The following is a 26,165-nucleotide window of genomic DNA, read 5'->3' as shown; positions in this document are numbered from 1 at the left end:
CAACATAAGAGGAAGATCGTAATGAACGATATCACAGCTCAGCCCGACAAGCCCCGCGGGCTGCCGGGTCACTCGACCGTAGGCACCAATGACCTGGATGCTGCAGCGGCTTTCTATGACAAGCTGCTCGGCGTATTCGGTATCGGCCGCGTTCTGGTGCAGCCCGGAAGGGCTGTCTATTACGGGCACCAGGCGCTCGAATTCGGCGTGATCAGCCCCTTCAACGGCGCGCCCGCAAACGTCGGCAATGGCGGGATGGTCGCCTTCGAAGCTCGGTCCCGTGCTCAGGTTCACGAGGTCCATGCGGTTGCGTTGGCGGCTGGCGGCTCTGACGAGGGCGCTCCCGGTCCGAGAGGGGAACACGCCGACGGCCCGTACTGCGCATATTTTCGCGACCCTGAAGGCAACAAGTTCCTCGTGTACAGAAATGGACCTGACGAGGCTTGATCGTCGGGCATCACCGTTGACCGGGCCACCGGATTTTCAGAGCGATGATCCAGTGGCCGCGGCCCACTCTTGAACCCAAACGGTGTCACGCCCGGCGTATCCGACGCCCGGCATCCGTTCAGGCGCCGCTCAATTGGGAGGCATCTTTTTGTTGTAAGGTCGGACATATCAACAAGACGGCCGGCCTGACCAGAAAAGGTCGCGAACACTCGCGCCCGCCCGGCACATGCAAGGCCACTGCCATGCGGATGTGCAATGAGTGGAGACCATGATCCGAAATTACATTAGTGGGGTGCGACGTCGCACGGTAGAAAGCTTGATGCGTTTTACGGAAGCTCGATCTCGCCATCTACCACGTGGTTGAGGTCGGTGCCTTCCGCCGTCAGCGTCATGCGGACCTTCAGCGTCTTTTCGCCGGTCTGCCCTTCGCGCACCGTGTCCTCGATCTTGCGCTGCGAGGTGATGCCGACTTCCTTCAAGAACTTGCGGATCGATATGTTGAAGGCGTCTTCGCTCATGGCGGAACTCCTCTGTGTACGGAAGGGATTGTAAGGGAAGGCGAGTTGTCAAGGAAGCAGGATCGTGAGGTGCGCAGGGTGGACGACTCAGGCCAGTTCCAGGATGTCGCCATCGGCCGACAGCTCGTCGAGCGCCATGACGGCGATGCATCCGTCGAACGTTCCGACAGCCAGCGAGGCGTCTGAAGCATCCATCGCATAGATGACCGTGGCAACTCCGTCGACGGCGGCACGCGCCTTCGCCACGACAGTGCCGGCTGCCGCGTCGAGCACGAGGATCGTGCCGTCGAGCAGCGCCGCAACAACCAGTCCGATTGGCGCAACATGAACCACGGCGCTGGCGGCCGCCGTGGTGGTGTGACGCCAAATCTCACGGCCCGGTCGCTCGATCGCCTTTCGGTAGATGAAGCCATGATGGCCCTGACGCGGATCCGGGTGATAGTGCCGGCCGGCCACGACGATGCTACGACCGGCGTCGTCCTCGACGTAGCAGCCGATGCATTCCATGGCATGGCTGGCATGGCTGCCGTCGGCAGGCAGGAGCGGCCACAAGTCCTCGACGGTGCCGTCCGGTCGCACGCGGCAGAGACGCTTCTTCTTGTGTGAGGTCGGTGGCGTGCCTTGGAGCAGGTAGAGATCTGGCGCGCCATCGATGCCGATATGATGATTGAAACAGTCATAATGGCCGAGGTCGGCAAACCGGGCCTGTCCGGTGCCGATATCGATCAGAACATCGGCTTGGCCAAAGCCCGCCGGATGTCTGTCGCGCCGTCCCAGAACCCGGCCGTCGCGGGAGGAGACAAAGGTATAGACGCCCTCGAACGCACCAAATTCCGCGAGGTGCCCGTCACGGAGCACCTGCAGTCGCGAGCGCGGTGCTTCGCCAAGCGCTGAGGCAGGCGGTCCGATCTGGACAATCGGCGGCGACGATCGCAGGATGCGCGCGCCATACCCCTCACCGGAGAAGCAGACGACGCTGCCGTTCTCCAGGTCATAAATTTCGAGCAGGCAGAGGTCATGGACGGCGGCGAGCCGGCCGCTGTCCAGCCAAGCGACGTCCCAGATTGCGCCTCGCTGCACCAGTCGATCGGTGCCGAACCAAATGGCCAGCTGCCGTTCCATCGCCGATTGCCGATCTTGATCGGACATCTGCCTATCGATCATCTGACGCGCGATCCATGTCGCCGGATCGATCTCGACAGCGATACTGCCGACTGCCCCCTCGTAAGCAACGTTCACCGGGTAGAGCCGGTCAAACGGATCTTCCTCACTTTCTTCGCTGCCCCACTCCTCGTCCCAAGGCCTGACCAGCAGATCGAGCCGATCGCCAGCGACATTGAAGCTGCAGCGCTCAATCTCGGGGAGACCCCCGGCCAGCGGCCAAGACCGATCAGATGACCAGTTCCAAGCGACCAGCTCGCCTTCAAAAAACCAGCCGCCATCGTAGCTGCCTGCCGCAATCGCGATGACCGGTTCGTGCGGATGAAAGCTGATGTCGTTGATGGGGAGCCGCAGCATATCGAAGGCCGCAAAGGGCCGCCGCTCGCCGCGATGGTAGAGGGCCAGCCGATGGCGCAACCTTTGCCCGGTATAGGCGGCACGCCCTGGCTGAATTGTAAGCAGCGGAAACAAGCTCGCGATGGCCAAGATATGGCTATCCGGGCTAACGAACACACCCGTTATTTTGCCGTTTCCGGGAAGCGTTGGAGAAAAAACAATCAAGCAATCGGCCCTCGTCGCTTTCAAAGCCTTGCCGGATAATTTGATATCTACGCCGCATGATCAACCGGCAAGAAGCTCGCAAACTACTAATGTCCGTAGCGTGACATGGCGGGTGCCGACGGTTTTGAATTCTTTCGAGAGCAATCAAGTTTGAGGCCCGCTCATGTTAGATCTATTCATGAACGTTGCGCCGGGGCCGGAAGAATGCCCTTGAGGATCGTCTCGGTAATCGTCGTCGCCGCCGTGTCATAATCCTCTGCCTTCAAACGCGCCTTCTTCAGTCCGTCGGCTGCGATGGGCTCGAAATCCGCGTAGAATTGGGTTGATGCCCAAAGCATGATGAACAGGTGGCGCGGATCGACCGGAAGCATCTTTCCTGCCGCAATCCATCCCTCGACGACTGCCACGTGCGCATCCGTGACCTGGCGCATGTGGTCGCGATCCTTCTTCTTCAGAAACCGAGCGCCCTGGATGATCTCGCTGGCAAAGAGCCGGGATTCCGCAGTGTTCTTACGCGTGTAATCGAGCTTGGCCTTGATGTAGAGGCGGAAGGCGTCAGCTGGCTCGCGCTCGGGCGAGATGTATTTCAGCGCGTCGTCCCAGCTGGCGATTAGGTGTGTAACGATGGCCTTGTAGATCTCCTCCTTGGAGGAGAAGTAGTAATAGACGTTGGCCTTGGGCAGGCCCGAGGCCTCGGCGATCTCGGCGATGCGTGTGCCGTCGAAGCCCTTACGCGCGAATATCTCGATCCCGGCCTTGATGATGAGGCGCATATTGCGTGCGCGGATACGCTCCTCCGGATCTCGTGCTGCCCTTGCCATGCGATCTCGCCTCCATCTCGCCGCCGCTCCCTACCAGACAATCATGCGTGGCGGCGAGACCGTTTCCGCAATTTCCGAGTTTTCCGGCAAAATGCAAGCGCATCGCCCTTTGCAAAAAAAGTTGACGATCTGGTCAAAAAAACCTGACGACCTAGTCATTTTTTGCGTTCATGAAAGTTGACACTTTGGTCAGCTTTTGTCTAGTCTCTCGTTCAGCAGGTTGGAGGGGCGGCGTGATGTCGGGACGACTGAGAGAGGCGATGGCGGAAACGCTGGCCGGCTGGGAGGCCGATCTGCCTGATGTCTGGCAGGATGCGCTCGGACCCATCGGCGATGATTTCGATCGGGTCGATGCCGGTCTCGAGTTCGAATCCTGGGAGCCGATTTTTCCCGCGCGTCGCGGCAAGACCTTTCCCGGGCAGCCGAAGGGTGCGCATGCTCTTGCGGCCTTCGATGGGATCGCTCCCGACGGCGTGCGCTGCATGATCCTCGGTCAGGATCCCTATCCGGAGCCAGGTTTCGCAACGGGCCGAGCCTTCGAGGCCGGCAATCTTGCCGCGTGGGTCGAGCTGGACAAGATGTTCTCGAAGAGCATCCGCGCCTATATGCAGCTCATCGCGGCCGCGCGGCTCGGTGACGAGAGCCTTAGCGAAGACTTCGGTCGCTGGCCCGATGTGCGGCGCCTGTTGTGCGACCCTGCCGGCGCGTTCGAGGCGCCAGACGCAATCGCCGACCGCTGGGTGGGCGAGGGCGTGCTGCTGCTCAACGCATCCCTGACGCTTTCCCGCTTTCGCGTCGATATCGATCCGCATCAGTCGCGCGGACATCTTCCGTTCTGGCGGCCCTTGATGCTGCGTGTGGTCGAAATGCTTCTGGCGCGGGGCGAACCGATCGTCTTTCTCGGTTTCGGTGCGGCTGCGGCCGATATCTTCGCCCAAACCGGCATTCGCGAGGGCCGCACCGGCAATGTCGCCTGCATCGAGCGAGAGCATCCCGCTTTCGCCGACAAGGTGCTTGGCCGGGAGAATCCCTTCCTTCTCTGCAATCTCTATCTGGAGGCGATGGGCGGCCGTCCCATCGCATGGTGAACCATGGCGTCTACCCCGGAATATGACTTTATCATCGTTGGCGCGGGTTCGGCCGGTTGCGTTCTTGCGAACCGCCTGTCGAAGAACCCGGCCAACCGCGTGCTTTTGATCGAGGCTGGTGGCAAGGACCGCAATCCGCTTTTTCGGTTACCGATGCTGATGGGCAAGCTCTTCCATTCGGGCATCTACAACTGGCACTATCACACGGAACCGGAGCCCTATCTCAACGGCCGCTCTCTCTATTGGCCGCGCGGCAAGGTTCTCGGCGGGACCTCGACCATCAACGGCATGATCTACGTGCGCGGCAATCGCCACGACTATGATCGCTGGGCGCAGCTCGGTTCACCCGGCTGGTCCTATGAAGACGTGCTGCCGGCTTTCCGGCGCTCTGAGACGCACATCGAGCGCGATGACGCGTTTCACAGCACGGACGGCGAACTCACCGTCTGCCGTGCCCGTGGCCACAATCCGCTGATGGACGTGTTCTGCGAGGCGGGCCTGCAGGCCGGCTATCCAGAGAATGACGACTTCAACGGCGCCACCCAGGAAGGGTTCGGCCGCTACGATTTCACCATTCGCAAGGGCAAGCGCTGGTCCACATCCTGGGCATTTCTGCGCCCGGCGCTCGGACGAAAGAACCTTACCGTGCTGACGGGCGCCGAAACGACGCGTGTCCTCATCGAGGGTGGCCGAGCATGCGGCGTCGGATATTTGAAGGATGGCAGGCCGGGCATCGCGCGTGCCGGGCGCGAAGTCATCCTGTCGGCAGGCGTGGTCAATTCGCCCAAGGCGCTGCTGCTGTCCGGCATCGGGCCGGCAGACGAACTGAGTGCGCTCGGCATCAAGCCGACGCTCGATCTTCCCGGTGTCGGCAAGAACCTCCAGGACCACGTCGACTGCGTCATGAGCTGGGAATGCCGCGAGCCGGTGACGCTGTTCGGCGACCTGCGCGCCGACAAGCTCATTCCCGCCGTCGCACAAGGAATGCTGTTTGGCGAGGGCGTCACGACGACGTTTCCCTACGAGGCGGGTGCCTTCATTCGCTCGAACGACGGCCTCGTCTCGCCCGATATCCAGCTGCATTTCATGCCAGCGCTGGAAAAGACCGCCAACCTGCATTTCCCCAATCCCTTCGCCAAGAAGCGGGCGGTGGAGGCCGATCACGGCTTCACAATCCGCGTCGGACCCGTCAATCCGGCGAGCCGCGGCGAAATTACGCTGCGGTCGGCGAACCCGACCGACAAGCCGAAGATCCAGGCGAACTACCTCCAGTCCGATTTTGACATCCGCACGATGATTGACGGCATCCGGCTGACGCGCGACATCGTCGGCCAGAAGGCATTCGACCGCTTTCGCGGCAAGGAACTGGCGCCCGGGCCGGAAGCGCTCGACGATGCCGGGCTGACCCGCTGGCTGCGCGCAACGGCCATGACGACGTTCCATCCTGTTGGCACCGCCAAGATGGGCAACGATCCCATGGCGGTGGTGGATGCGCAGCTCAAGGTGCACGGCATTGGGGGTCTGCGTGTCGCCGACGCCTCGATCATGCCAATCATCTCGAGCGGCAACACCAACGCGCCCGCCATCATGATCGGCGAGAAATGCGCCGAATTGATCCTGAACAGCTAAGGGAGTGATCCGATGATCCTCGAACACCGCACCTATACGTTCAAACCAGGCACGGTCGACAAGTGGATGAAGAAATACGAGGCCGACGGCCTCCCGGTGCAGAAACGCCATCTCAACACGTTCGTCGGCCTCTACGTTTCGGAACTCGGTACGCTTCACACCACCGTTCTGATGTGGGCCTACGACAGCCTTGCGGATCGCGAGGCGCGCCGGTCGGCCATGTACGCCGATCCGGATTGGCAAAAATTCATCTCCGAGGTCTGGGCGCTCGATGCGATCCAGAAGCAGGAGGTGATGATCATGAACCCTGCATCCTATTCGCCGCCGCTTTGAGACGACCAGGCACGCGTCGGCATTGCCCGCGCGTGTCGGAATGCGCATGACACAAGACAATCAACAAAAGAGGGAACAATCATGACTGACAAGGCTTCGCAACACATAATGCACCGTCGCACATTCCTGCAGGCGAGCGCGGGCGTCGCAGCGCTCGGTCTTGCCGCCAGCATCGTGCCCGAATTTGCCATGGCGTCCGGCGGGCTGGTCGCACTGGTCCACACGCAGGCCGCCGGCGACAACGGCCCGGTCGATCAGATGATCGCCAAGCTCAAGCAGCTGTCGGAAGAGAAGGGTTTTGAATACCGCGCCGTCTACGCGCAGGACCCCGCGACCTACGAGACCATCTACCGCACGCTCGGCGACGCAGGTGCTGCGATCATCATCTCCACCTTCAACGAAGTGGCCGAGCCCTTCAAGGCGCTGGCGCCGTCCTATCCCGGTACCAAATGGATCCAGCTGTTCGCCGACCCCTTCGAGCCGGCGATCCCGAACGTGGTGACGGTGTCCTACGACTACTATCTCGGCTGCTATCTCTCTGGCGTCTTTGCGGCCCAGATGACAACGACGGGCAAGACAGGCTTCATCGGAGGTGTTTCGATCCCGCCGCTCAACGCCGATTTCAACGCGTTCAAAGCCGGCGTCCACTCGATCAAGCCGGACGCCAGCGTCATCGCCGCTTTTGCCGGCTCGTTCCAGGATCCTGCAAAGGGCCAGGAAATCGCTACCCAGATGTACAATGACGGCATCGACTACATTCAGACGGACGCGGCGGCCACCGACGGCGGCATTATCGCCGCAGCCAACGAAAAGGAAGGCCGCATGGTGAGCTGCCTTGCTCCGGGACAGTACGCACTCGGTCCGAAGTCGCTTATCTCCATCGTCGGCCTCGATTTCGGCGTCTCGCTCTACAACGAGGCAACGAAGGCCGTCGGTCCTGAATGGAAGGGCGGCACGCACGAGCATACGGGCCTTGGCACCGGCGTCATCGACTTCATTCCCTCGCCGGTCTTCGCGGAACAGGGGCCGGCTGAGCTGAATGCCAGGGCGAAGGAAGCGCTTGTCGAGGTCGAAAAGGCGCGTGCCGGTATTCTTGATGGCTCCATCAAGGTTCCATTCAACACCACACTCTGAGCCTCCGGCGCCGGCCGCAGGGTCGGCACCGGAGCCTTGACGAAAAACCGGCATCGGCCTTTGCCTTCGGGGAGGGCCGCTGGACGCTCGCGGATCGTCTTCCTTCCTGTTGACGGTCCGTGAGCCTTCGCTCTCGATGGGAACCTTTTGATGTCCAACCTTCCGAAGCCTGCGCTGGAGTGCCGGGATGTCACCGTGAAATTCGGAGACGTGACTGCACTGTCGGACGTTGCCGTTTCGTTTGTTCCCGGCCAGATCCACGCGGTCGTGGGCCAGAACGGCGCCGGCAAGACAACTTTCGCCCGCGTCGCTGCGGGACTTGTTCAGCCGACCGCCGGCGCGGTCGACGTGATGGGCCAGGAAATCCGCACCGGCCAGGTCAGCCAGAGCCGGGCTGCGGGCGTTGAGCTGGTTCATCAGAGCTTTGCCCTGCCGCCGTCCTTTACCGTTGCCGAGACCATGGAGTTCGGCGCCACTGGCAAAGGCGGAATCTACAGCCGCAAGGCGCTCGCGGAAAAATGGCGGACGCATCTTGCCGGTCTCGATGTCCAAGTTGATCTGAACAGGCGGATCCGCGATCTGCCGATCGAGACCCAGCAGGGCATCGAGATCGCAAGGGCGCTTGTCATGGATGCGCGCGTGCTCATTCTCGATGAGCCGACCGCCGTGCTCTCACCTTCCGGCATAGACATGCTGTTTGCTCGCGTCCGTCGTCTCAAGGAGCGCGGCGTTACCGTCATCCTGATCCTGCACAAGATCCGTGAGGTGCTCGGTATCGCCGACACGGTAACGGTGTTGCGCGGCGGCCGAAAGGTCGAGGGACCGCTTCCGATCGCCGAGGTTTCGGCCGAGAGGCTCGCCAACCTGATCGTCGGTGATGCGATTGCCAAGACGCTCGACCGGCATGAGCGTGACGCGCTGGTCGGGTCGAAATCGCCCGCAGGCGAGGGCGCAGGTCATCCGGAGAACGCTAGAGGTCCGAGCGTGCTGTCCATGAAGACCGTCTCGACACGGCCGGACAGTGAGGGCATCGCGCTCGATGGCATCGATCTGGACATTCGCCCAGGCGAAATCGTCGGCATAGCCGGCGTGGAGGGTAACGGACAGAAGACACTGGTGCGAGCGATTTCCGCCCTTGCCGATCTTGCCGGCGGATCGATCGTGCTTGCAGGCCATGACGTGACCGGCAAACCGCTCGCCGCCCGTCGCGCGATTGGTCTTCGGATCATTCCCTTCGAGCGCAACGTCGAAGGCCTCAGCCTCACGAGTTCGCTCTGGCAGAACTGGAGCGCAAGGGAGTTGCTGCAGGGAAGCCTGCTCAAGGTGATCCGCCCCTCTGCGGTGCGCGAAGCCTGCGACCGGTCGCTTAGGGAATGGAGTGTCCACTACCACAATTCAGCGCAGAAGGCGGGGTCCTTGTCGGGTGGCAATGCCCAGAAGGTGATCCTTGCGCGCGAGGTCGATCGCGATGCCAGGCTGATCATCGCGGCTCAGCCGACGCGTGGTCTCGACATCGGTGCCACCGCCTTCGTGTGGCAGGCGCTCCGGCAGGCGCGCGATCGCGGTGCCGCCATCCTTTTGATTTCATCTGATCTCGACGAGCTGTTCGACATCTCCGACCGTGTGGTGGTGATGCTGTCGGGGCGTGTGAACGGCGAATTCCGCGCGCCCTTCGACATCGCGTCGGTGGGCGCAGCCATGACCGATGCGGCTGCGAGGGTAAGCGCATGAAAGACAGTTTCATCACGGTTGCCCGCAGCCTGATCTTCGTGGCCTTCGCGCTCATCCTGTGCTCTCTGGTGTTCCAGTTTGCCGGCTACAACGCGGGGGCCATGCTCTGGGCGGTAGTCGATGGCGCCTTCCTGCGCAGCGGTGCGATCGAACAGAGCCTCAGATGGGCGCTGCCACTGTTCGTCACGGCCGTAGGCGTCGGGATTTCCTTCCGGGCGGGTTTCTTCAACATCGGCGCCCAGGGCCAGTTCTATGTCGGGGCGATCTGCGCCGCCTTCGCCGCCGAGGCGTTCAAGGGCGGGCCGGCTTTCCTCGTTATCCCGGCGCTCATCATCGCCGGCATGCTGGGCGGCGCCCTCTGGGCGCTCTGGCCGGGGCTCCTGAGATTACGGTCTGGTACTGACGAGGTGATCACCACGCTGATGGGCAACTTCATGGCCGGCCTGCTTCTGGTCTATGTCACTTCGGGACCACTCAAGGATCCTTCGGGGTCCGGTCAGCAGGCATCAAGTCGCCCGCTCGACGCGGCCTACCGCATCTCGGACTCGCTCGGCCTGTCCCCAACCATCATCGCCATCGCGGCAGGCGTCGGCATTTTGTTGTGGCTCCTGGTCAACCGCACGGCCTTCGGGGTTCTTGCGAGCCTTGCCGGCCGCAACGGCACGATGGTGGAGTGGCAGGGCGCGCGGCTGTGGAAACTGGGTCTTTCGAGCTTCATCATCTCGGGCGCACTGGCGGGTCTCGCCGGAACCATCGAGTTCATGGGGCCGAACGGCCGCATCGCATCCGGGTTCCTGCCTGCCCACGGCTTCACGGCGATCCTGATCGCGCTTGTCGCCAATCTCTCCGTGGTCGGCACTGCGGCGGCGGCGGTGTTCTTCGGCGGCCTTGCCTCGGCGGCGCTTTATCTGCCGATCATGGCCGGGCTGCCGGCCGCCGCGATCGACATCATCAATGCGGCGATCGCGCTGTTCATCACGGCAAGGTCGAAGTTCGTCGACAAGGTGCTGCGTCTCGGAGGGCGCCCATCATGAACGAGATCATCATCGCCATCCTGCGTTCCGGTACGCCGCTGATCTATGTCACCCTCGCCGGCGTCATTGCGCAGCGGGCAGGGGTGTGGAACCTCGGTCTCGAAGGCCTGATGATCATCGGTGCCTGCGCCACGATCGTCGGCATCATCCTGACCAATTCCATCCTCGCTGCCATGCTCATCGCCATCCTCATCTGCGTGCTCGCCTCCGTCCTCCTCTGGTTCGTCATCGACAGGCTCAAGGCCAATCCGATCATCGCCGGCCTCGGCCTGACGGGCCTTGGCGTCGGTGGCACGGCGCTCGCCGTTCAGTCGATCTTCGGAAGCCAGGCGAGCGTGACCGCACCGTTCGGCATTCCGAAGCTCGGGCCCACCTTCGGAGCCTATGGCGTGCTGTCGATCGCGGTCGCCGCCATGCCGTTCGTGGTCTTCGGCATGTGGGTGCTGCTGCGTCGCACGCGCTTCGGTCTCCGGCTCGCCGCCTGTGGCGAGCATCCCTTCGCTGCCCGCAGCGTCGGGGCCAACCCCTCGCGCATGCGCCTCGTGGCGTTGGCGATTGGCGGGGCGCTATGCGCGATCGGTGGGGCCGAACTTGCCGCCGGCAGCCTGCAATTCTTCGCCCAGGGCATGACGGCCGGCCGCGGCTTCATGGCTTTCGCCGCGGTCATCTTCGGCGCTTCCCATCCGGTGGGGGCCACCTTCGCCGCGCTCTTCTTCGCCGTCGTCGGCGCGCTCGGAATCCGGGCGCAGCTCATGTTCGGCGACAAGATCCCGCACGACCTCTTGCAGGCGTTGCCCTATCTCGCGACCGTCTTCGGCGTCTGGCTTTCCGGCAAGCTGCGCGGCGGTGCGAAGGCCGCCAGCTCCTTCGCCGAACTCAAGGATCAATAGGGGGCACCATGACGTTCGCGCAACGCCATCCGATCCAGGATGTCTGCATCCTGGTCACCGACCTCGATGCGTCGATCCGCTTCTATACGCAGAAGCTCGGCTTCGAACTGAAGCACCGCGCACCCGGCTTTGCCGATTTCACCGGTGCGGGGCTGACGCTGGCGCTGTGGGAGCGGTCGCATATCGAGAGGCATACCGATGTACACGTGCCCAAGGGATCGGCATCGGCGGTGCTCGTGGCGGTACGGCTCGACAGTCCCGCGGATATCGATGTCCTTTATGCGGATCTCGCAAAAGACGGCGTGACCTTGATAAATCCTCCGGCCGACTACCCGTGGAACGCCCGGTGCCTCTATTTCCACGGACCCGATGGCGAGACCTGGGAGCTTTACGCGTGGCTCGATGGTGGCGCTCCCGGCAAGGTGACGGCATGACACGCAAGCTTATCATCCTCACCGATCCTGGTCAGGACCAGGCGGCTGCCATCCTGATGATCCTCGGCCAGCGACGGGCCTTCGACGTTCTCGGGCTGGTCGCCACGGCCGGTAACATCAACCTCGATTACACGATCGCCAACTGCCTGAAGCTGATGGAACTGGCCGGTCGGCCGGATATTCCCGTCTTTTCCGGTTGCCCGCACCCGATCATCCGTCCGCTTGTTATGGCCGAGCACGTCCATGGCCCGACCGGTCTTGACGGCCCGGACCTGCCGCAGCCGAAGATCGGGCCGCAGGAAAAGCACGGCGTCGATTTCATTATTGATACCGTGCGCGCCCATCCCCGCGAGATCACCATATGCTCGCTGTCGCCGGTGACCAATCTCGCCATGGCCTTGCGCAAGGCACCCGACATTGCCAGCAAGATCCACGAGGTCGTCGCCATGCTCGGCGCCTATTTCGAAGTTGGCAACATCACGCCGACGGCGGAATTCAACTGCTATGTCGATCCCGAGGCCGCTGACATCGTGCTGAGGGCCGGCATCAGGACCACGCTCCTGCCGCTTGACGTGACGCACAGGATGCGCTCGACGCCGGAGCGTCTCGGCGCCATGCGGGCACTTGGAAACCGCTGCGGTGTGGCGACGGCCGAAATGCTGGAATTCTCCGAAGCCTTCGACCTCAGGAAATACGGCTGGGAAGGTGCGCCGCTGCATGGGCCGTGCGTGCCGGCCTTCATGCTGGCGCCGCAGATGTTTTCAGGACGGCAGATCAACGTCTCCGTCGAACTCAACGGCACGCTGACATCTGGCATGACGGTTGCCGACTGGTGGCAGATCACCGACCGGCCGAAGAATGTCTTCTATGTCACGGACGGCGACCCAGTCGCCTATTATGATCTTCTCCTGAATTCACTGGAAAACCTGCCATGAGTGAAATCCTGATCCGCAACGCGACGATCGCGGCGATGGATGGCAGCCAGGGCGCAGCGCCATTTGCCGGCGACGTCCTGATTGAGGGCGAGACCATCAAGGCCATCGGTGACGGCCTCTCGGCCGGCCCTGGCGCACATATCATCGAGGGACGGGGCAAGCTGGTGATGCCCGGGCTTGTGAACGCCCACACCCATTCCAGCGAGACCTTCCTTCGGGGCCGCTACGAGCGCATGCCGCTCGAAATCTGGCTGCTCTATGCCTATCCGCTGCTCATGAACGACCCGATCGGCGAACGGCTGCTTTATCTGCGCAGCCTGCTCTTGGCCATGGAATCGCTGCGCAATGGCGTCACCACCTTCTGCGACGATTTCTTTGATCCGCCCCGGCACGATCTCGATCGCCTTTCAACCGTCTTTCGCGCTTATAACGATGCCGGCATTCGCGCCAATGTCTCGAGCGCCGTGATGAACGTCCACACACTCGATGCGCTGCCCTTTGCGCGCGAGGTGATGCCGCCCGAGTTGCAGGCCCTTCTCGATTTTGGCCCGCCGCTGACGGCGGATGCCTATATCGACTATTGTAGGTCGGCCTTCACCAGCCTGCACGGCAAATCGGGCCGGCTGCATTTCATGATTGCCCCCTCCGCACCGCAGCGCTGCTCGCCGGACCTCATGGCGGCCTGCATGGACCTTGCGGTCGAAAAGCACGTTCCGTTCCATACGCATATTCTGGAGACCAAGACCCAGGCCGTGACCGGCCACATGCTGCATGGCAAATCCCTGATTGCCTACATGCACGATCTCGGTCTGTTGAAGCGCAATACAACAATCGCGCATTCGGTCTGGGTGAGCGACGAGGACATGCGACTGATGGGCGAGGCAGGTGTCTCGGTCGCCCACAACGCCGTCTCGAACCTGAAGCTCGGGGCCGGTATCGCTCCGATCCGCCGGCTGCTCGATGCCGGGGTGACGATCGGCCTTGGTACGGACGGCGTCTCTTCGAACGACACAGCGCGCATTTTCGATGTCATGCGCGTCACCGGCCTCGTCCACAGCGCCGCCGGGCCTGATTACGAAAGGTGGGTGGCGGCGGACGAGATTCTCGCCATGGCGACCATCGGCGGCGCGAAGACGGCGTTGCTGGAACAGGTGACCGGTTCGATCGAGGTCGGCAAGGCCGCCGATCTCCTGATCCTTGATCTCAGCAGCTATCCCTTCACGCCCCTCAACGATGTCGCAAAGCATCTGGTTTACTCGGAAAACGGCTCCTCGATCGAGACCGTGATGGTCGCTGGCCGGATCGTGGTGCAGGATGGGCGTCTGACCACGATCGACGAACAATCCGTCTTCGATGAGATTGCCGAACTGGTACCGGCTTACCTTGCCGAACATGCCGACCTCGAGCGCCGCAACAAGATATTCGAGCCGGTCATGGCCGAAATCCATCGCAGGGCGACCCAGGTGGACATCGGGCTCAATCGTTATCAGGGAGACACTGCTGACTTGCGCCTCAAGTCTTGAACCGTTTGCTTGTGCCGGATGATCTCGAGGTGGCATCGCCGTTGACGAGAAGTCGCGTGTCCCGGCGGATTTTGTTCTTGATGAAAAACGGTTCTTTCCGCCCGGCACGTGGCGATGATTGCCATCATGGCGTCGGGTCCGCCTTATCGGTTTGACGGACCCCGGAGTGTGAAGAAGGCCGGATGGATTACCGATGTGCCGTCACCACGATCTCGATCTTGGTGTCGCCGCCGAGATCAGCGACGCCGACGGTTGCCCGTACCGGGAACGTCTCCGGTGCCAGCCATTTCTTCCAGACCGCATCCATCTCCGGCTTGAGGTTCATGTCGGTGATGAAGATCGTTGCTGACAGCAGCTTTGTCTTGTCCGACCCGGCTTGTGCTAGATAGCTCTCGATCTTCGCGAGGATCTCCTCGGTCTGTCCCGCCATGTCGAGGCTTTCGTCGTCGCAGGTCGTGCCACCGACGAACACAAGGCCATTGTGCTCGACGACACGATGCATGATCGGGGTGGGGAGGTGGCGTTTGGTCATGGGGCATTGCCTTTCTTTGTTTGTAACGTTGTCGGTTCCTCGGGGACGCGGCCGGTCACGGCGATCACCGCATCTCGGGTTTGGGGAAGGGCCGCGAGTTCGCTAAGGCGAATCGGCTTGACCGGTGCGCGCAGGCGATAAGTGCCGATCTCGCTTGGGCTGATGCCTCGTTCCGCCGCCATCATCTCCGTGACGGTGGAGGCGCAGAGGCGCCCCTGACAGGGCCCCATGCCGCAACGCGTGAACGTCTTGAGTTGGTTTGGGCCCGGTGGGCCAAGGGCGATCGCCTGGCGCAGCACTGCGGCGCTCACCTCTTCACAGCGGCAGACGATGGTGGCTTCATCCTGCGGTGCTCGAAATTGCTGCGCCGGTCGATAAAACACATCGAGAAAGTCTCTGCCGCGAAGATATGTCTGACGCTCCGCTTCCAGCTGAATGGCCCTATCGTCTGCCCCGCTTTGTATGCGCAGGCCAAGGTCGGACAGGGCGGCATGCGCTGCGATCCGTCCGCTGACCGCGGCATGCTGGGCCCCACCGATGAAGGCGCCATCGCCGGCAACGAAAATCCCCGTGGCGGTCGTGCGTCCCTGGCGATCCGTCTGCGGCTGGAAGGCGCGCTGCCGATCGTTCCATTCGATTGCGCAACCGGCAGCGCTTGCAAGGTTAATGTTCGGAATGACCCCCTGGTGCAGGAGCACGCAGTCGGCGGCAATCGTTTGTTGGCGACCGCCGGCGCGAAAGGCCACGCCTTGCGCTTTGTCTGTGCCGTTGATCGACAGCTGCGAGACGTTCGAGATAATCCGTATGCGCCTGCGGACCTTGATGAGAAGAGCCAGTCCCTTTGCGACATAGGGTGAGCGCAGGAAGTCCGGCAGATGGCGCAGCGCCGGTAGCCGCTGTCGTTTGTCGGTGGTGTCGACGAGAGCGGTTATATCTGCGCCGGCATCAAGCAGTTGCGCTGCGAGCAGATAGAGAAGGGGGCCGCAACCGGCCAGAACGGTCCTGCCCTTCGGGATGCCCGTGATGGATTTGAGTGCAATCTGCGCCGCACCCGCGGTCATCACGCCGGGCAGCGTCCAGCCCGACACCGGCATCGGCCGCTCCATGGCGCCGGTTGCAAGGATGACGGCGCGCGCCTCAATCCTGCGGGTCGTCCCGCCGATCGTCAGACCCACCACTGCGTTATCGCAGGGCCTGGCTCCAACGGCAGGCACAAGATCCCAGACCGTGGTCGATGGTGCGTAATCCACCGCCGCATCAAGGAAGGCCGCAGTGATCGAACGGCCCTTCCAGTAGTCCTCGCCGAGGAACGGCTGCCGCTCTGGCGTGTTGCGGGTGATTGCGCGATAGATCTGCCCGCCGAGGGCGGGATTTTCGTCAACGACGAGCACGCGAGCCCCGGCGGTCGAGGCTTCTATCGCGGCCGAGAGACCCCCGGGGCCGGCACCGACGACCACGAGATCGTAACGTGCCGCCAACTGCTCGGCATGGGTGACGGTATGTGCGCTCATTTGCACTCTCTTTCCGTCAAAGTGCGTGCACCCTGTTGGCTCGCAACGACCATGCCTTCACGCACTTCAATCAGGCAGCTTTGCCGGTTCTGCACACCGTCGACCGTCACCAGGCACTCAAAGCAGACGCCCATCAGGCAATAGGGCGCGCGCGGGACGCCGCCGACGGCGCTCTTGCGGAAGACGTCGACGCCGGCTGCCAGAAGCGCGAGTGCCAGCGTATCGCCGCGCTCGGCCCAGTGCGTCTCGCCGTCGAAGGTGAAGGATAGTTTGTCGGTGATTTCACGCGTTCTTAGGAGCATCGAACCTCCGCGAATGAAAAGGAGACAGGGCGCTTGAGAGCGTCCCCGCCGCGATTTGCGGGGCCACGGCGAGTGCATGATTGGCGGCAAGCGTCACGCCGGAATGGCAGATGGCGATGAAGGCACCCGGATGGGTCAAAGACTGTTCGTAGATCGGCAAGCCGTCTTGGGTCTTGACGCGAAATCCGGTCCAGCTTCTGACGACATTGGCGTCGGCCAGCGTCGGGAAAACACGGATCGCGCGGCTTGCCAGCACGGCGGTGATGTCCTGATTGGTGGTTAAGGCAGAGCTCGTGCACTCTTCGCTGTCACCGATCATCACGCCACCTTCGTCGGCCTGGCGGATGGTCGTCGATGCAAAGCTGAAAAACGGCGCGCATTTCTCGGTCACCAGAATCTGGCCTTTGCTGCGCTTGAGCGGCGCGCGAAGGCCGACCATCGGTGCGAGGCGCTCATTGTCCACACCAGCGGCAAGGATGATGCGGCGCGCGCGCACGGCACCCCATTCGCCCGTCAGGCGAAAACCTCCCGCTACCGGTTCGATGTGGTCCACACGATGATGGGCGCGATAGTCGACGCCACGATGTTTCATGGCCGCATGAAGGGCGCGAAAGAGCCGTAGCGAGTTCACATGGCCATCGGTCGGCGAATAGATCGCACCGACGACGCCGCGACCGATCAAGGGAAGACGTTCACGAAGGGCCTGTGGATCGAGTATCTCATAGCGGGCGGTTTCTCCGGCGGATTGAGCGGCAATGGTCTCGAGCTCAATCCGCCAGTCTCGAAGCTCCTCTGCGGACAGCGCGAAGGAAAAGCCGCCGCGCTGGCTCAAGGCCACGTCGATGCCGGTATCGGCGGCAAGCGTCTGCGCGAATTCGGGCCAGAGCTCGGCCGAAGTCTTCGACCAATGCGCATAATCCGGCGCGCCCAGACCTTTGCCCTGCACCCAGATCAGCGCAAAGTTGGCGCGCGATGCTCTAAGATCCAGGTCCTCACCGTCCAGTACCATGGTTTGGGTGCCGGACCGCGCAAGGCCCCAGGCCAATGCTGCGCCGACGAGGCCGCCGCCCACGACGGCCATCTCGCATTCGTCCAGAAGTGCCATGAAGTATTCTCGATATTGTCAGCGAGTTGGGTGCGGCTAAGGCCGCCGCACCCGGTTCGGGTCCGTCAGAGCCGGGGGGTGATGTCGATCTTGAACCACTTCATCGACAGCTCCTTCACGGTCCCGTCGGCAAGTGCGCCCTCGATCGCTTCGTCGAATTGCATCTTCAGTGCAGTGTCTTCCTTGCGCAACCCAACGGCGATGAAGCCGAAGATGCCACCGGAAAAGAGCGGGCCGGATATCTTCGCGCCTTGCATGTCCGGCTTTGCCAGCGACTCCGTAAGAACCGTCGCGTTGGCGAGCACGGCTTCGACCCGGCCGTTCACCAGGTCGAAATTATGCTCTTCCGTCGACTTGTATTCCTTGATGTCGGCCGCATCCTTGAAATAGCTCTCCATGAATGCCGATGCCGTCGTCGACCCCTGAACGCCCACGGCCTTGCCATCGAGCAGTTTGGCGATTTCGTCGATATGAGCCTTGGCCTCGTCCGCCTGGCTATCCAGCGAGTAGCTCTCCCCTGTGCCCGGCATGCCGGCAAGCGGGCTGTCGGCGGCGACGGCGAACGCGTTGATGCCCGCGGCATAGGGGGTTGAAAAGGCGATCACGTCCTCACGCTTGGGCGTGATGCTCATGCCGGCCATGATCGCGTCGTATTTCCTCGCCGTCAGCGACGGGATGATGCCGTCCCAGTTCTGGGCGACGATCTCGCACTTCACCTTCATGCGCTCGCAAAGCACCTTGGCGAGATCAACCTCGAAGCCGTCGAGCGTGCCGTTGGGCCCGGAAAAGTTCCACGGTGCATAGGCGCCCTCGGTTGCGATCGTCAGCACCTTGTCCTGGGCCTCGGCGGTTCCGCCAAGCGCAACAAGGAGAGTTGTCAGGATCGTTTGCACTTTCATCAGTTCACCTCTTATGTGTTTTCTGGTTGGTATTTCTGTCGACGGCAGATCTGCTCGGGCATTGCCGCCGCCTTTCCTGAAATGCTCTAGGGGGCGGCACTTTCCTCCCGTGAAATGAACTGCCGGAACCGTTCGGAACGCGGGTTGGAAAAGACTTCGGTTGGCGTGCCGTCTTCTTCGATGACGCCCTGATGGATGAAGACCGTTCGGGTCGACACGTCGCGGGCAAACGCCATCTCATGGGTGACGATCAGCATGGTGCGCCCCTCCGCCGCCAGGTCGCGCATGACCTTCAGCACTTCGCCGACCAGTTCGGGGTCGAGCGCCGATGTCGGCTCGTCGAACAGCATGACGCTCGGTCGCATCGCCAATGCACGGGCAATGGCCGCGCGCTGCTGCTGGCCGCCGGAGAGGTGGGCGGGATAATGGTGGCGCTTGTCTGCAATGCCGACACGCTCGAGTAGGGCTTCCGCCTCTGCCAGACATTGCTTGTGGTCCCGCTTTTGCACGTGCACCGGGGCCTCGATCAAGTTTTCGAGAATGGTCAGATGGGACCAGAGATTGAAGGACTGGAACACCATCGCGGCCTTGGCCCGCAAACGGTTGACCTGCTGGCTGTCTTCCGGGCGCGGCGTCACACCTTGGCGCTGATGGATCCGGATGGTTTCACCATGGATCGCGACCGAGCCGGCGTTGGGAACTTCGAGCATGTTTATGCAACGAAGCAGGGTCGACTTCCCGGATCCCGATGAGCCCAGAATGGAGATCACGTCACCCTCGTTGGCAGTGAGCGAGATGCCGTGCAGAACTTCCAGCGGGCCGTAGCTTTTGCGGATTCCCGACAGTTCAACGGCCGGTACACTTCCATGATCAGACATGACATTCCTTCCGTGTTTCCGGGACGCCAGGTGTCGCAAGCGGGGTTCGCCGCTCGGGCGTCGAGACGTATTCCAGGCCAGCGAACAGCCGTGCGACGATGAAGTTGATGGCGAGATAGATGGCGCCGGCGCAGATGAAGATTTCGACGGGGCGATAGCTTGCCGAGATGAGCTTGGCGGCGATGCCGGTGATCTCCATCAGCGTGATCGTCGAGGCGAGTGCCGTCGACTTCGTCATCAGGATGATTTCGTTGCTATAGGCGGGCAGCATCTGCCGCAGGGCGAGCGGAAGCACGATGCGCCGGAACAGCGTCGTGTTCGACATCCCGCAGGCGCGCGCCGCCTCCACCTGGCCGGCAGGAACCGAGATCAGGCCACCGCGGATGATTTCCGCGCTATAGGCTGCGGTGTTGAGCGCAAGCGCGATGACGGCGCACCAATAGGCCTCCCGCAAGAACGGCCACGCTAAGCTGTGGCGTAGGGCCTCGAACTGGCTGAGGCCGTAATAGATGATGTAGATCTGCACGAGGAGTGGGGTTCCGCGGAAGATGAAGATGTAGATCTGCGCCGGTCCATCGAGCCACCATCTCCCGGATACCCGCATCAGTGCGAGGCCGAAGGCAAGGATGCCGCCGGCGATGATGGACGTTGCTGCGAGCTGAAGCGCCAATGGGATGCCTGTCAGAAGCGCCAGGAAAGTGTCCGCGAGGAAAGAAAGGTCGAGCGCCATCACACAGCTCTCCTCACACCGCGCATTGCACGCTGTTCCGCGATACGGAACCCGCGGCCGGAGACAAAGGTGATCGTCAGATAGAGCGCTGCCGCCGTCAGGTAGAAGCTGAACGGCTGGCGGGTGGATCCGGCGCCGATCTGGGCCTGGCGCATCAGTTCCACCAGCCCGATCACCGAAATCAGTGCGGATTCTTTCAGCACCAGCTGCCAGACATTGCCGATACCGGGTATCGCGAAACGGGCGGCCTGTGGCAGGACGATGCGACGAAAAAGCAGGAATGGCGGCATGCCATAGGCCCGGCCTGCCTCGATCTCGCCCTTGGAAAGGGCCAGAACCGCTCCTCGCAGCACTTGCGTCTGGTAGGCGCCGGAAACGACACCGATCGCAAGTGTTCCGGTCAGAAAGGCCGGTGCGCCCACGAAACCCTGGGTGCCGAACATCGCCGCTACCGTTGAGATGACCGAGCTCGGACCGAAATAGAAGAGGTAGATGACGAGCAGGTCGGGAATGCCGCGAAGCACGGTCGTATAGGATGCGCCGACGAAACGCAGCGCGGCGAACCGCGAGAACGTCGCCGCCGCGCCGAGGCACCCGAGGATGCCACCGGTGAGGAAGCCGCTGATTGCGACCGAGACCGTCATGCCGGTCGCCGCCAGCATATCGTATCCCCACCCTTCGGAGCTAAAGCCCATGAGCTGCAAGTAACCCACCAATTCAGCCTTTCGGTTCCCTGCGCATGTTTGCATGCGTCATCGTTTCGGCGCCCGATGGAGCGCCGGTTCTTAAGGTTTTCGATTGTGATGAGAAGGTGCCGCCGCCAGCCGGACCCTGTCTTAAGTCCTCAGCCAGCCGATGGAGTGCCCTCGCTTGACAACGAAATTTGCATGGGGGATCCATGACGTCAAATTCGAAAATTCGGCATGAGAATAAGCAAATGTTATGGAGACCGATGTGAATCTCAGACAGGTCGAGGCTTTCAGGGCTGTCATGCTGACTGGCCAGATGACGACGGCGGCAGAACTCATGTCGATCACTCAACCGGCGGTCAGCCGGCTGATCCGCGATCTGGAATACACAACGAAGCTTCGGCTCTTTGATCGCCGCGGCAATCAGATCAATCCCACTCAGGAAGCCGTCACGCTGTGGAAGGAAGTCGAACGGGCCTTCGTCGGGCTGAACCGGATCGCGGCCGTCGCCGAAGAAATAGCAAGGCAGTCGGCTGGGACCCTGCGAATTGCGGCGATGCCGGCGCTTGGCAATGGTTTCCTGCCGCGGTTCCTCGCGCGCTTCCTGCGCGACAAGCCGAGCCTTCACGCCTCGCTAAGCGGCCTTCCATCGTCGATGGTCATCGAAGCAGTTGCTGCCGGCCAGGCCGACATAGGCTATGCCGATGGCCCGCTCGATCGACCCGGCTTTACCATCGAGACCCGCCCCTTGCCCGGGGTCGTCGCCATTCCCGATGGTCATGCACTGTGCGCAAGGCAAGTGATCTGTCCGGACGATCTCAAGGGACAGCGAATGATCAGCCTTGAGCCCGGTACGATTTTCGCCATGCGTGTGGAAGTGGCGCTTGCGGGAATTCCCAAGCTGTCGACGCTGGAAACGAAGCTGTCCCACACCGCCCTTGCGCTGGTGGCCGAGGGTGCCGGCATCGCGATCATCGATCCGACGTCGGCCAGCGAATTCGTCGGAAGAGGCGTGACCGTTCGCCCCTTTTCGATCTTTATCGATGCCGGCTTTCTGGCCATTCGTGCTTCAGGGCAGAGCAGATCGGGCATCGTCGATCGATTCGAAAAGGAGTTTTGGGATTATCACGATCAGCAAGTAAGCCCGCTGCTTATCAGTCAGGGATGAGGCCCTGTGTAAGTTGGCGCCCGAGCTGTTTATGCTTCGCGGACCAGAAGACGACGTTTCAGGGCTCCAAGCTATCTGCTTTCACGCATTTAGCCATTCGCACTGATAGGCCAGGACAGGCTTTGCAAACCCCTTCAGGTGATGGCGCATGCCATGGGTGAAGACGGCCGCGTTGTTATATTCTCGGAATATGTTTTCAGATATCAGGATCTGGTCGCTTCGCGCGGCCGCACAAAGCCGCGCTGCCAGCTGGACCGTGGTGCCGAAAAGGTCATTGCTGTCTTCGACAGGTTCGCCGCAGTCCAGCCCGATGCGAATGTGAATGGGCTCGCCATTGCCCGCGTTGTAGCGCTGAAACTCGCGTTGGATCTCCCTCGCACAATCGACTGCAAATGCCGTCGAGGGGAACGCAGCCATGATTCCGTCCCCGGTGTGCTTGACCTCGCGGCCGTCCGTTTGGCTCAGGCAACCACGAACGAGGGCGTCATGAGCTCGCACGAGTTCAGTTGCCATGCGATCGCCAAGCCGTGATGTCATTTCGGTTGATCCAACGATGTCGGTGAAAAGGATCGCCCGGTGACCGGCATCCATTTCCTTCGCGGACAGCCCCGCAGCCTCCGGGTCCTGTATTCGGCCCAGAAAAGCCTCGACAGCCGATAGCGCTACCTCCACGACTTCGCCGGCCACGAACCCGTGAGCCTCGCGGTGGACGCACTGCGCGGTTTCGGCGTCCGGTGCATCGATAAGACAGAAGGTCGTTCCTCGCCGGTGGTCGAACCAGTAGGTCAGGAACTTGACGCCATACTGATCCTGTATGCTGAGATCTTTAAGGTGCGCTTCGGCGACATCCGCAGCGGAGGCGCCCGCAAGATCGTGCCGGTCCATGAAGATAGGCATTCGCTCGCTCCCGAAGGGACCGTTGCCGTCATCAATCAGTTTACGACAGCCACGGACAATCGTCTATCTCGGCCAACGCGGGCTGTCCTGCCGCCAGCCGTGGCGCAGAAAAGGGAGCCAGTCGTGGCGCAAAACATCAAGACCATCTCCGCCGACGCCGCCACGGTTCAACGCTACGTCGACGGTAGACGCTCGCAGCACAATAGCACGTCAATCGCGTTGGAGGTGAAATCTATGCCGTTGGCGGATTGCCTGCGCAATGGCATTACGCCTCGTAGTTCGCTATCCTCATTCCCGCTATGGAGCGCCACCTAACCGTCATCCTCGCTGCCGATGTTGTCGGCTACAGCCGCCTTATGGAGGTTGATGAGGAGCGTACTCACGCCGCGTTCTGCATCTGCCAGACGTAATCGCTGAGCTAGTCTCCAAACATCGCGGTCGGATATTCGCAGGGGCAGGCGACAGCGTGCTGGCGGAATTCGCCAGTGCGGTCGAGGCAGTGCGGGCTGCGGTCGATATTCAGAACGATCTGGCTGAGCGCTCTCTCGATCTTCCCGAGAACAACCAAATGAAGTTTCGCATCGGCATCAATCTCGGTGACGTCCTGGTTGATGGCGACAATCTCTTCGGAGACGGTGTCAACATCGCCGTGCGTCTGGAGGGAGTGGCAGAACCAGGCGGAGTCTGCCTGTCCAGCAGTGTCTATGAACATGTCGAACGAAAGCTGCCTCTGCCATACGTGGATATTGGACCGCAAAGGCTAAAGAACATAGCCAGGCCCATACATGCTTTTCGCGTGTCCATACCACGGACATCCGAGAACTTACTCTCGATTACCGCGATCCACACCTTCGCGACCAATTGGCTGGCACTGCGCCTCGGGGCGTTCCAGACCGCCCATCGCGATCTTGAATTGAGACTGGAAGTTATGAGCCGCGTGGTCGATTTTGCACGCGAGCCGTTCGATGTCGGTATTCGCGCGGGTAACGGTCGCTGGCCAGGTCTGGTATCCCATGAGCTAATGGCCGAGGAGTTCGCTCCATTCTGCAGCCCAGATTTCTTGGCAGGGGCTGGCAACATATCGGCACCTTCTGATCTCCTTGCGCTGCCGTTGCTAAGAGATGATGACTGGTGGCGAGCTTGGTTCAAGGCGGCAGGATTTGGGGATTCCGAGCCAAAAATCTCCTCGGCGGTCTTTTTCAACACGCAGATAGTGGTCAGCCAGGCCGCGCTCGCCGGACAAGGTGTTGCACTGCTTACGCCAGCCTTCGCGCCGGACATCAAGGCCGGACGTTTGGTGCAGCTTTTCAATGTCATCGCTCGCAACGGAACCAGCCTTTGGCTTGTCTATCCGGAGGAACGGGAGAATTCCCGCAAGATTCGCGCGGTCAGGGAATGGCTCCTGGATGAAATCCAGCGAGCCCGGTGACTGGAGCTTTAACGCTCGATGCTGTGCCAAACCACTCGCGTTCATCCTGCGTTCATGGCAGGTGCCGGAAAATGATCCGGTAAAGAACGATCGGATGATGTCATGAAAAGAATAGGTGCGGTGTTCGTCGCAGTTGCCACGGCCCTAACGACGGTACCGGCACAGGCTCTGCCTGTATCTCCTGTGTCAGTAGCGCAGCCGAACTCCCAAGGTGTGGAACTGATCCACCACAAGCCAGGTCACTATGGTGGCCCGCCGCATTCGCGCGGGTACAACGGGTACCGTTACAATTCGGGGCCTCGATACGGCTACTATAACGGCTATAACGGCTACCGTTACCGGCGGGACGGGTATCGTCGGCACAGTGACGGCTGGTGGTATCCTCTTGCTGCATTTGGAGCAGGCGTCGTTATCGGTGGTGCGATCGCGTCGCCGCCCCGCCGAGCCTATTCGAACGCGCCCTCAGCCCATGTCGAATGGTGCTATGACCGCTATCGTTCATACAGCGCCTACGACAATACCTTCCAGCCGTATTATGGGCCGCGCCAGGAGTGCGTGTCGCCATACTATTGATCAGGCTGCCATTGGGCGGCGGTCATCGGTTCCAGACCTCAATGACCGCCGGCTATGCGGTAGGGTGATCGCCTTTCACTATTTGTTCCTACTGCAAGCAGGTTAATCTCGGGGTAGGTGGACACTCTTCGTCCTGTGGTTGTTCGCGGCTCGTTCGCGCGCTTTAGTAGTCGCTTGAAAGTGGCCCACCTATTTCTGATCCCGCATTGGTAATGGCGACCTTTGCCTTCCGCCGGAGAGGTGGATGGATCCGACAACAATTCGAGGCAATGCCTCACTCATATCAGGAAGGCGAAAGCCGATGCGGATTGATCGCTGAGCCGTCGCCCAGCACAAGCGCGTTACGGCGAAAGACTGGCTTCCCGAGTAGTGCACCAGCTCGGCATACTCCCCGGCTAGCGACAGCGCGTTTCCGGCTAATCGGGGCTGTTTGCAAACAGAAAAGCCGACAGGCAAGGCGCTCCAATAGGGGGCACATGCCTGATAGCGAGGCGCGGAACGGCCATCTGACCGGTCTACGGCGTGGAGCCCGGTAGCTCGCCAGCCTCATAAATTGGAGGTCGCAGGTTCGAATCCTGTCGCCGCAACCAATCTTCAGCGCCAGAAAGCCCCGACCGTAGTCAGCAGTCGGGAGACCTGAAAGTGATGCGAGAGATTCTAGAGGGCGGGCAGTTGCGCCAGAAGGCGGGTCCCAGAGCGCTGCGGTATTGGGCTTGGGGGCCTTCGCTCTGGGACCACTCGCGCTCACGGCGGCGGGGCGGGCCGTTGTTCCGTGGGCGCTTTGCCTGCCCGAGTATGCATGGGGAGTGAGATTCGGCAACGCACCTACGACCTTTGCCGGTCCGTCTCGGACTAAGGTCCTACAACGCGGCGCGTCTTATTAGACGCGCACAGACCGCTGTAGCACTTTGAATTACTCCATGTTTTATCCTTAAATCGAATACGGTTTAAGGAAACATTCAGTAGCTCGTGCAAGCTCCTGCAGCGCATCGAGGCCAGCCAGTGCGACGGCACGGCGCTAGATCTCACCTGAAGACGCGTCGAGCCGAACTGGGCCGATCTTGCTGTCGAGCTCAAGAAGCCAGGTGTCGCCTTGCTCGTCCTCTGGGAGGAGTGTCGTGGCTCGCATCCCGAGGGGGCACCCCTAAGACCATAAAACGCCAAACAATCATGCAAGGAGGGAAGCCAATGTTTGCACGACTTCCATTTATCT

At 61.6% G+C, this 26,165-nt stretch carries 26 protein-coding genes and 1 tRNA gene; 15 read left to right on the top strand and 12 right to left on the bottom strand.

The window, feature by feature from the left end:
• Window positions 1-21: 21 nt before the first annotated feature.
• Window positions 22-447, top strand: coding sequence for a VOC family protein (locus ASD02_RS23850; protein ID WP_057221190.1), 426 nt, complete (start codon window positions 22-24; stop codon window positions 445-447).
• Window positions 448-773: 326 nt separating this feature from the next.
• Here the strand turns inward: ASD02_RS23850 and ASD02_RS23845 are convergent, their stop codons facing one another.
• The 3 genes from ASD02_RS23845 to ASD02_RS23835 all read right to left on the bottom strand — a co-directional run bounded on the left by ASD02_RS23845 (window position 774) and on the right by ASD02_RS23835 (window position 3,508).
• A complete protein-coding gene (locus ASD02_RS23845; RefSeq protein ID WP_057206910.1) occupies window positions 774-965 on the bottom strand; it encodes a DUF6494 family protein in 192 nt (63 codons plus the stop codon).
• 87 nt (window positions 966-1,052) lie between these two features.
• Window positions 1,053-2,612: a hypothetical protein gene (locus ASD02_RS23840; protein ID WP_199197070.1), complete on the bottom strand. Its 1,560-nt coding sequence runs from the start codon at window positions 2,610-2,612 to the stop codon at window positions 1,053-1,055.
• A gap of 251 nt (window positions 2,613-2,863) precedes the next feature.
• Window positions 2,864-3,508 carry a TetR family transcriptional regulator C-terminal domain-containing protein gene (locus ASD02_RS23835; protein WP_057221188.1) on the bottom strand — a complete coding sequence of 215 codons (645 nt, stop codon included), beginning with the start codon at window positions 3,506-3,508 and terminating at the stop codon, window positions 2,864-2,866.
• 260 nt (window positions 3,509-3,768) lie between these two features.
• Here ASD02_RS23835 and ASD02_RS23830 point away from each other — a divergent pair, with 260 nt between their 5' ends.
• The 10 genes from ASD02_RS23830 to ASD02_RS23785 all read left to right on the top strand — a co-directional run bounded on the left by ASD02_RS23830 (window position 3,769) and on the right by ASD02_RS23785 (window position 14,239).
• On the top strand, window positions 3,769-4,596 hold the full coding sequence (locus tag ASD02_RS23830; RefSeq protein WP_057221187.1) for a uracil-DNA glycosylase: 828 nt from the start codon (window positions 3,769-3,771) through the stop codon (window positions 4,594-4,596).
• A 3-nt stretch (window positions 4,597-4,599) separates the two neighbouring features.
• A complete protein-coding gene (locus ASD02_RS23825; RefSeq protein ID WP_057221186.1) occupies window positions 4,600-6,225 on the top strand; it encodes a choline dehydrogenase in 1,626 nt (541 codons plus the stop codon).
• 12 nt (window positions 6,226-6,237) lie between these two features.
• Window positions 6,238-6,558, top strand: coding sequence for an NIPSNAP family protein (locus ASD02_RS23820; RefSeq protein ID WP_057216645.1), 321 nt, complete (start codon window positions 6,238-6,240; stop codon window positions 6,556-6,558).
• A 108-nt stretch (window positions 6,559-6,666) separates the two neighbouring features.
• Window positions 6,667-7,692 carry a BMP family ABC transporter substrate-binding protein gene (locus ASD02_RS23815; protein ID WP_057221185.1) on the top strand — a complete coding sequence of 342 codons (1,026 nt, stop codon included), beginning with the start codon at window positions 6,667-6,669 and terminating at the stop codon, window positions 7,690-7,692.
• 150 nt (window positions 7,693-7,842) lie between these two features.
• Window positions 7,843-9,423: an ATP-binding cassette domain-containing protein gene (locus tag ASD02_RS23810; RefSeq protein ID WP_057206922.1), complete on the top strand. Its 1,581-nt coding sequence runs from the start codon at window positions 7,843-7,845 to the stop codon at window positions 9,421-9,423.
• Window positions 9,420-10,457, top strand: coding sequence for an ABC transporter permease (locus tag ASD02_RS23805; protein WP_057221184.1), 1,038 nt, complete (start codon window positions 9,420-9,422; stop codon window positions 10,455-10,457). Before ASD02_RS23810 ends, ASD02_RS23805 begins: the two co-directional genes overlap by 4 nt.
• Entirely contained in the window at window positions 10,454-11,347 is an 894-nt protein-coding gene (locus tag ASD02_RS23800; RefSeq protein ID WP_057221183.1) for an ABC transporter permease, read from the top strand. The genes ASD02_RS23805 and ASD02_RS23800 overlap by 4 nt, the downstream gene beginning before the upstream one ends.
• A gap of 8 nt (window positions 11,348-11,355) precedes the next feature.
• Window positions 11,356-11,781 carry a VOC family protein gene (locus ASD02_RS23795; protein ID WP_057221182.1) on the top strand — a complete coding sequence of 142 codons (426 nt, stop codon included), beginning with the start codon at window positions 11,356-11,358 and terminating at the stop codon, window positions 11,779-11,781.
• Window positions 11,778-12,716, top strand: coding sequence for a nucleoside hydrolase (locus tag ASD02_RS23790; protein WP_057221181.1), 939 nt, complete (start codon window positions 11,778-11,780; stop codon window positions 12,714-12,716). The genes ASD02_RS23795 and ASD02_RS23790 overlap by 4 nt, the downstream gene beginning before the upstream one ends.
• Window positions 12,713-14,239, top strand: coding sequence for an amidohydrolase (locus tag ASD02_RS23785; protein WP_057221180.1), 1,527 nt, complete (start codon window positions 12,713-12,715; stop codon window positions 14,237-14,239). Before ASD02_RS23790 ends, ASD02_RS23785 begins: the two co-directional genes overlap by 4 nt.
• Window positions 14,240-14,426: 187 nt before the next feature.
• Here ASD02_RS23785 and ASD02_RS23780 read toward each other — a convergent pair whose 3' ends face one another.
• From ASD02_RS23780 to ASD02_RS23745, 8 genes are all read right to left on the bottom strand, one after another.
• Window positions 14,427-14,771: a RidA family protein gene (locus tag ASD02_RS23780; protein ID WP_057221179.1), complete on the bottom strand. Its 345-nt coding sequence runs from the start codon at window positions 14,769-14,771 to the stop codon at window positions 14,427-14,429.
• A complete protein-coding gene (locus ASD02_RS23775; protein ID WP_057221178.1) occupies window positions 14,768-16,282 on the bottom strand; it encodes an NAD(P)/FAD-dependent oxidoreductase in 1,515 nt (504 codons plus the stop codon). Before ASD02_RS23775 ends, ASD02_RS23780 begins: the two co-directional genes overlap by 4 nt.
• Window positions 16,279-16,584 carry a (2Fe-2S)-binding protein gene (locus ASD02_RS37335; protein WP_057206937.1) on the bottom strand — a complete coding sequence of 102 codons (306 nt, stop codon included), beginning with the start codon at window positions 16,582-16,584 and terminating at the stop codon, window positions 16,279-16,281. Before ASD02_RS37335 ends, ASD02_RS23775 begins: the two co-directional genes overlap by 4 nt.
• Window positions 16,565-17,689, bottom strand: coding sequence for an FAD-dependent oxidoreductase (locus tag ASD02_RS23765; RefSeq protein WP_057221176.1), 1,125 nt, complete (start codon window positions 17,687-17,689; stop codon window positions 16,565-16,567). The genes ASD02_RS37335 and ASD02_RS23765 overlap by 20 nt, the downstream gene beginning before the upstream one ends.
• 65 nt (window positions 17,690-17,754) lie before the next feature.
• Entirely contained in the window at window positions 17,755-18,588 is an 834-nt protein-coding gene (locus ASD02_RS23760) for a lysine/arginine/ornithine ABC transporter substrate-binding protein (RefSeq protein WP_057221175.1), read from the bottom strand.
• Window positions 18,589-18,674: 86 nt separating this feature from the next.
• The gene (locus tag ASD02_RS23755; protein WP_057221174.1) at window positions 18,675-19,466 is read right to left on the bottom strand and encodes an ATP-binding cassette domain-containing protein; all 792 of its coding nucleotides are present in this window, start codon (window positions 19,464-19,466) and stop codon (window positions 18,675-18,677) included.
• A complete protein-coding gene (locus ASD02_RS23750; RefSeq protein WP_057221173.1) occupies window positions 19,459-20,196 on the bottom strand; it encodes an ABC transporter permease in 738 nt (245 codons plus the stop codon). Before ASD02_RS23750 ends, ASD02_RS23755 begins: the two co-directional genes overlap by 8 nt.
• The gene (locus ASD02_RS23745) at window positions 20,196-20,891 is read right to left on the bottom strand and encodes an ABC transporter permease subunit (protein ID WP_057221172.1); all 696 of its coding nucleotides are present in this window, start codon (window positions 20,889-20,891) and stop codon (window positions 20,196-20,198) included. Before ASD02_RS23745 ends, ASD02_RS23750 begins: the two co-directional genes overlap by 1 nt.
• Window positions 20,892-21,150: 259 nt before the next feature.
• Between ASD02_RS23745 and ASD02_RS23740 the strand changes: the two genes are divergently transcribed.
• The gene (locus tag ASD02_RS23740; protein ID WP_057221270.1) at window positions 21,151-22,053 is read left to right on the top strand and encodes a LysR substrate-binding domain-containing protein; all 903 of its coding nucleotides are present in this window, start codon (window positions 21,151-21,153) and stop codon (window positions 22,051-22,053) included.
• Window positions 22,054-22,134: 81 nt separating this feature from the next.
• On the opposite strand, the gene ASD02_RS23735 is transcribed toward ASD02_RS23740, so the two are convergent.
• Window positions 22,135-22,950 carry a nickel-binding protein gene (locus tag ASD02_RS23735; RefSeq protein ID WP_057221171.1) on the bottom strand — a complete coding sequence of 272 codons (816 nt, stop codon included), beginning with the start codon at window positions 22,948-22,950 and terminating at the stop codon, window positions 22,135-22,137.
• 466 nt (window positions 22,951-23,416) lie between these two features.
• On the opposite strand from ASD02_RS23735, the gene ASD02_RS23725 reads away from it, so the two are divergent.
• The 3 genes from ASD02_RS23725 to ASD02_RS23720 all read left to right on the top strand — a co-directional run bounded on the left by ASD02_RS23725 (window position 23,417) and on the right by ASD02_RS23720 (window position 25,542).
• On the top strand, window positions 23,417-24,379 hold the full coding sequence (locus ASD02_RS23725) for a LysR substrate-binding domain-containing protein (protein ID WP_082555609.1): 963 nt from the start codon (window positions 23,417-23,419) through the stop codon (window positions 24,377-24,379).
• Between the two features lie 102 nt (window positions 24,380-24,481).
• Complete coding sequence (locus ASD02_RS37330; protein WP_082555608.1) at window positions 24,482-24,952, top strand: BA14K family protein; 471 nt, start codon at window positions 24,482-24,484, stop codon at window positions 24,950-24,952.
• A 516-nt stretch (window positions 24,953-25,468) separates the two neighbouring features.
• A tRNA-Met gene (locus ASD02_RS23720) sits at window positions 25,469-25,542 on the top strand.
• Window positions 25,543-26,165: the final 623 nt, after the last annotated feature.

The sequence above is a fragment of the Ensifer sp. Root1252 genome (assembly GCF_001425885.1).
Classification (GTDB): Bacteria; Pseudomonadota; Alphaproteobacteria; order Rhizobiales; family Rhizobiaceae; genus Ensifer; species Ensifer canadensis.
This window is presented reverse-complemented; position numbering and strand designations above follow the sequence as displayed.

Bases quoted from the DNA above. Each gene is read 5' to 3' on its own strand.
- ASD02_RS37335 (WP_057206937.1), bottom strand. From the start codon at position 16,584: ATGCTCCTAAGAACGCGTGAAATCACCGACAAACTATCCTTCACCTTC.
- ASD02_RS23745 (WP_057221172.1), bottom strand. From the start codon at position 20,891: ATGGGCTTTAGCTCCGAAGGGTGGGGATACGATATGCTGGCGGCGACC.
- ASD02_RS23765 (WP_057221176.1), bottom strand. From the start codon at position 17,689: ATGGCACTTCTGGACGAATGCGAGATGGCCGTCGTGGGCGGCGGCCTC.
- ASD02_RS23835 (WP_057221188.1), bottom strand. From the start codon at position 3,508: ATGGCAAGGGCAGCACGAGATCCGGAGGAGCGTATCCGCGCACGCAAT.
- ASD02_RS23815 (WP_057221185.1), top strand. From the start codon at position 6,667: ATGCACCGTCGCACATTCCTGCAGGCGAGCGCGGGCGTCGCAGCGCTC.
- ASD02_RS23850 (WP_057221190.1), top strand. From the start codon at position 22: ATGAACGATATCACAGCTCAGCCCGACAAGCCCCGCGGGCTGCCGGGT.
- ASD02_RS23775 (WP_057221178.1), bottom strand. From the start codon at position 16,282: ATGAGCGCACATACCGTCACCCATGCCGAGCAGTTGGCGGCACGTTAC.
- ASD02_RS23755 (WP_057221174.1), bottom strand. From the start codon at position 19,466: ATGTCTGATCATGGAAGTGTACCGGCCGTTGAACTGTCGGGAATCCGC.
- ASD02_RS23785 (WP_057221180.1), top strand. From the start codon at position 12,713: ATGAGTGAAATCCTGATCCGCAACGCGACGATCGCGGCGATGGATGGC.
- ASD02_RS23825 (WP_057221186.1), top strand. From the start codon at position 4,600: ATGGCGTCTACCCCGGAATATGACTTTATCATCGTTGGCGCGGGTTCG.
- ASD02_RS23750 (WP_057221173.1), bottom strand. From the start codon at position 20,196: ATGGCGCTCGACCTTTCTTTCCTCGCGGACACTTTCCTGGCGCTTCTG.
- ASD02_RS23810 (WP_057206922.1), top strand. From the start codon at position 7,843: ATGTCCAACCTTCCGAAGCCTGCGCTGGAGTGCCGGGATGTCACCGTG.
- ASD02_RS37330 (WP_082555608.1), top strand. From the start codon at position 24,482: ATGAAAAGAATAGGTGCGGTGTTCGTCGCAGTTGCCACGGCCCTAACG.
- ASD02_RS23780 (WP_057221179.1), bottom strand. From the start codon at position 14,771: ATGACCAAACGCCACCTCCCCACCCCGATCATGCATCGTGTCGTCGAG.
- ASD02_RS23845 (WP_057206910.1), bottom strand. From the start codon at position 965: ATGAGCGAAGACGCCTTCAACATATCGATCCGCAAGTTCTTGAAGGAA.
- ASD02_RS23790 (WP_057221181.1), top strand. From the start codon at position 11,778: ATGACACGCAAGCTTATCATCCTCACCGATCCTGGTCAGGACCAGGCG.
- ASD02_RS23805 (WP_057221184.1), top strand. From the start codon at position 9,420: ATGAAAGACAGTTTCATCACGGTTGCCCGCAGCCTGATCTTCGTGGCC.
- ASD02_RS23795 (WP_057221182.1), top strand. From the start codon at position 11,356: ATGACGTTCGCGCAACGCCATCCGATCCAGGATGTCTGCATCCTGGTC.
- ASD02_RS23800 (WP_057221183.1), top strand. From the start codon at position 10,454: ATGAACGAGATCATCATCGCCATCCTGCGTTCCGGTACGCCGCTGATC.
- ASD02_RS23735 (WP_057221171.1), bottom strand. From the start codon at position 22,950: ATGCCTATCTTCATGGACCGGCACGATCTTGCGGGCGCCTCCGCTGCG.
- ASD02_RS23820 (WP_057216645.1), top strand. From the start codon at position 6,238: ATGATCCTCGAACACCGCACCTATACGTTCAAACCAGGCACGGTCGAC.
- ASD02_RS23760 (WP_057221175.1), bottom strand. From the start codon at position 18,588: ATGAAAGTGCAAACGATCCTGACAACTCTCCTTGTTGCGCTTGGCGGA.
- ASD02_RS23830 (WP_057221187.1), top strand. From the start codon at position 3,769: ATGGCGGAAACGCTGGCCGGCTGGGAGGCCGATCTGCCTGATGTCTGG.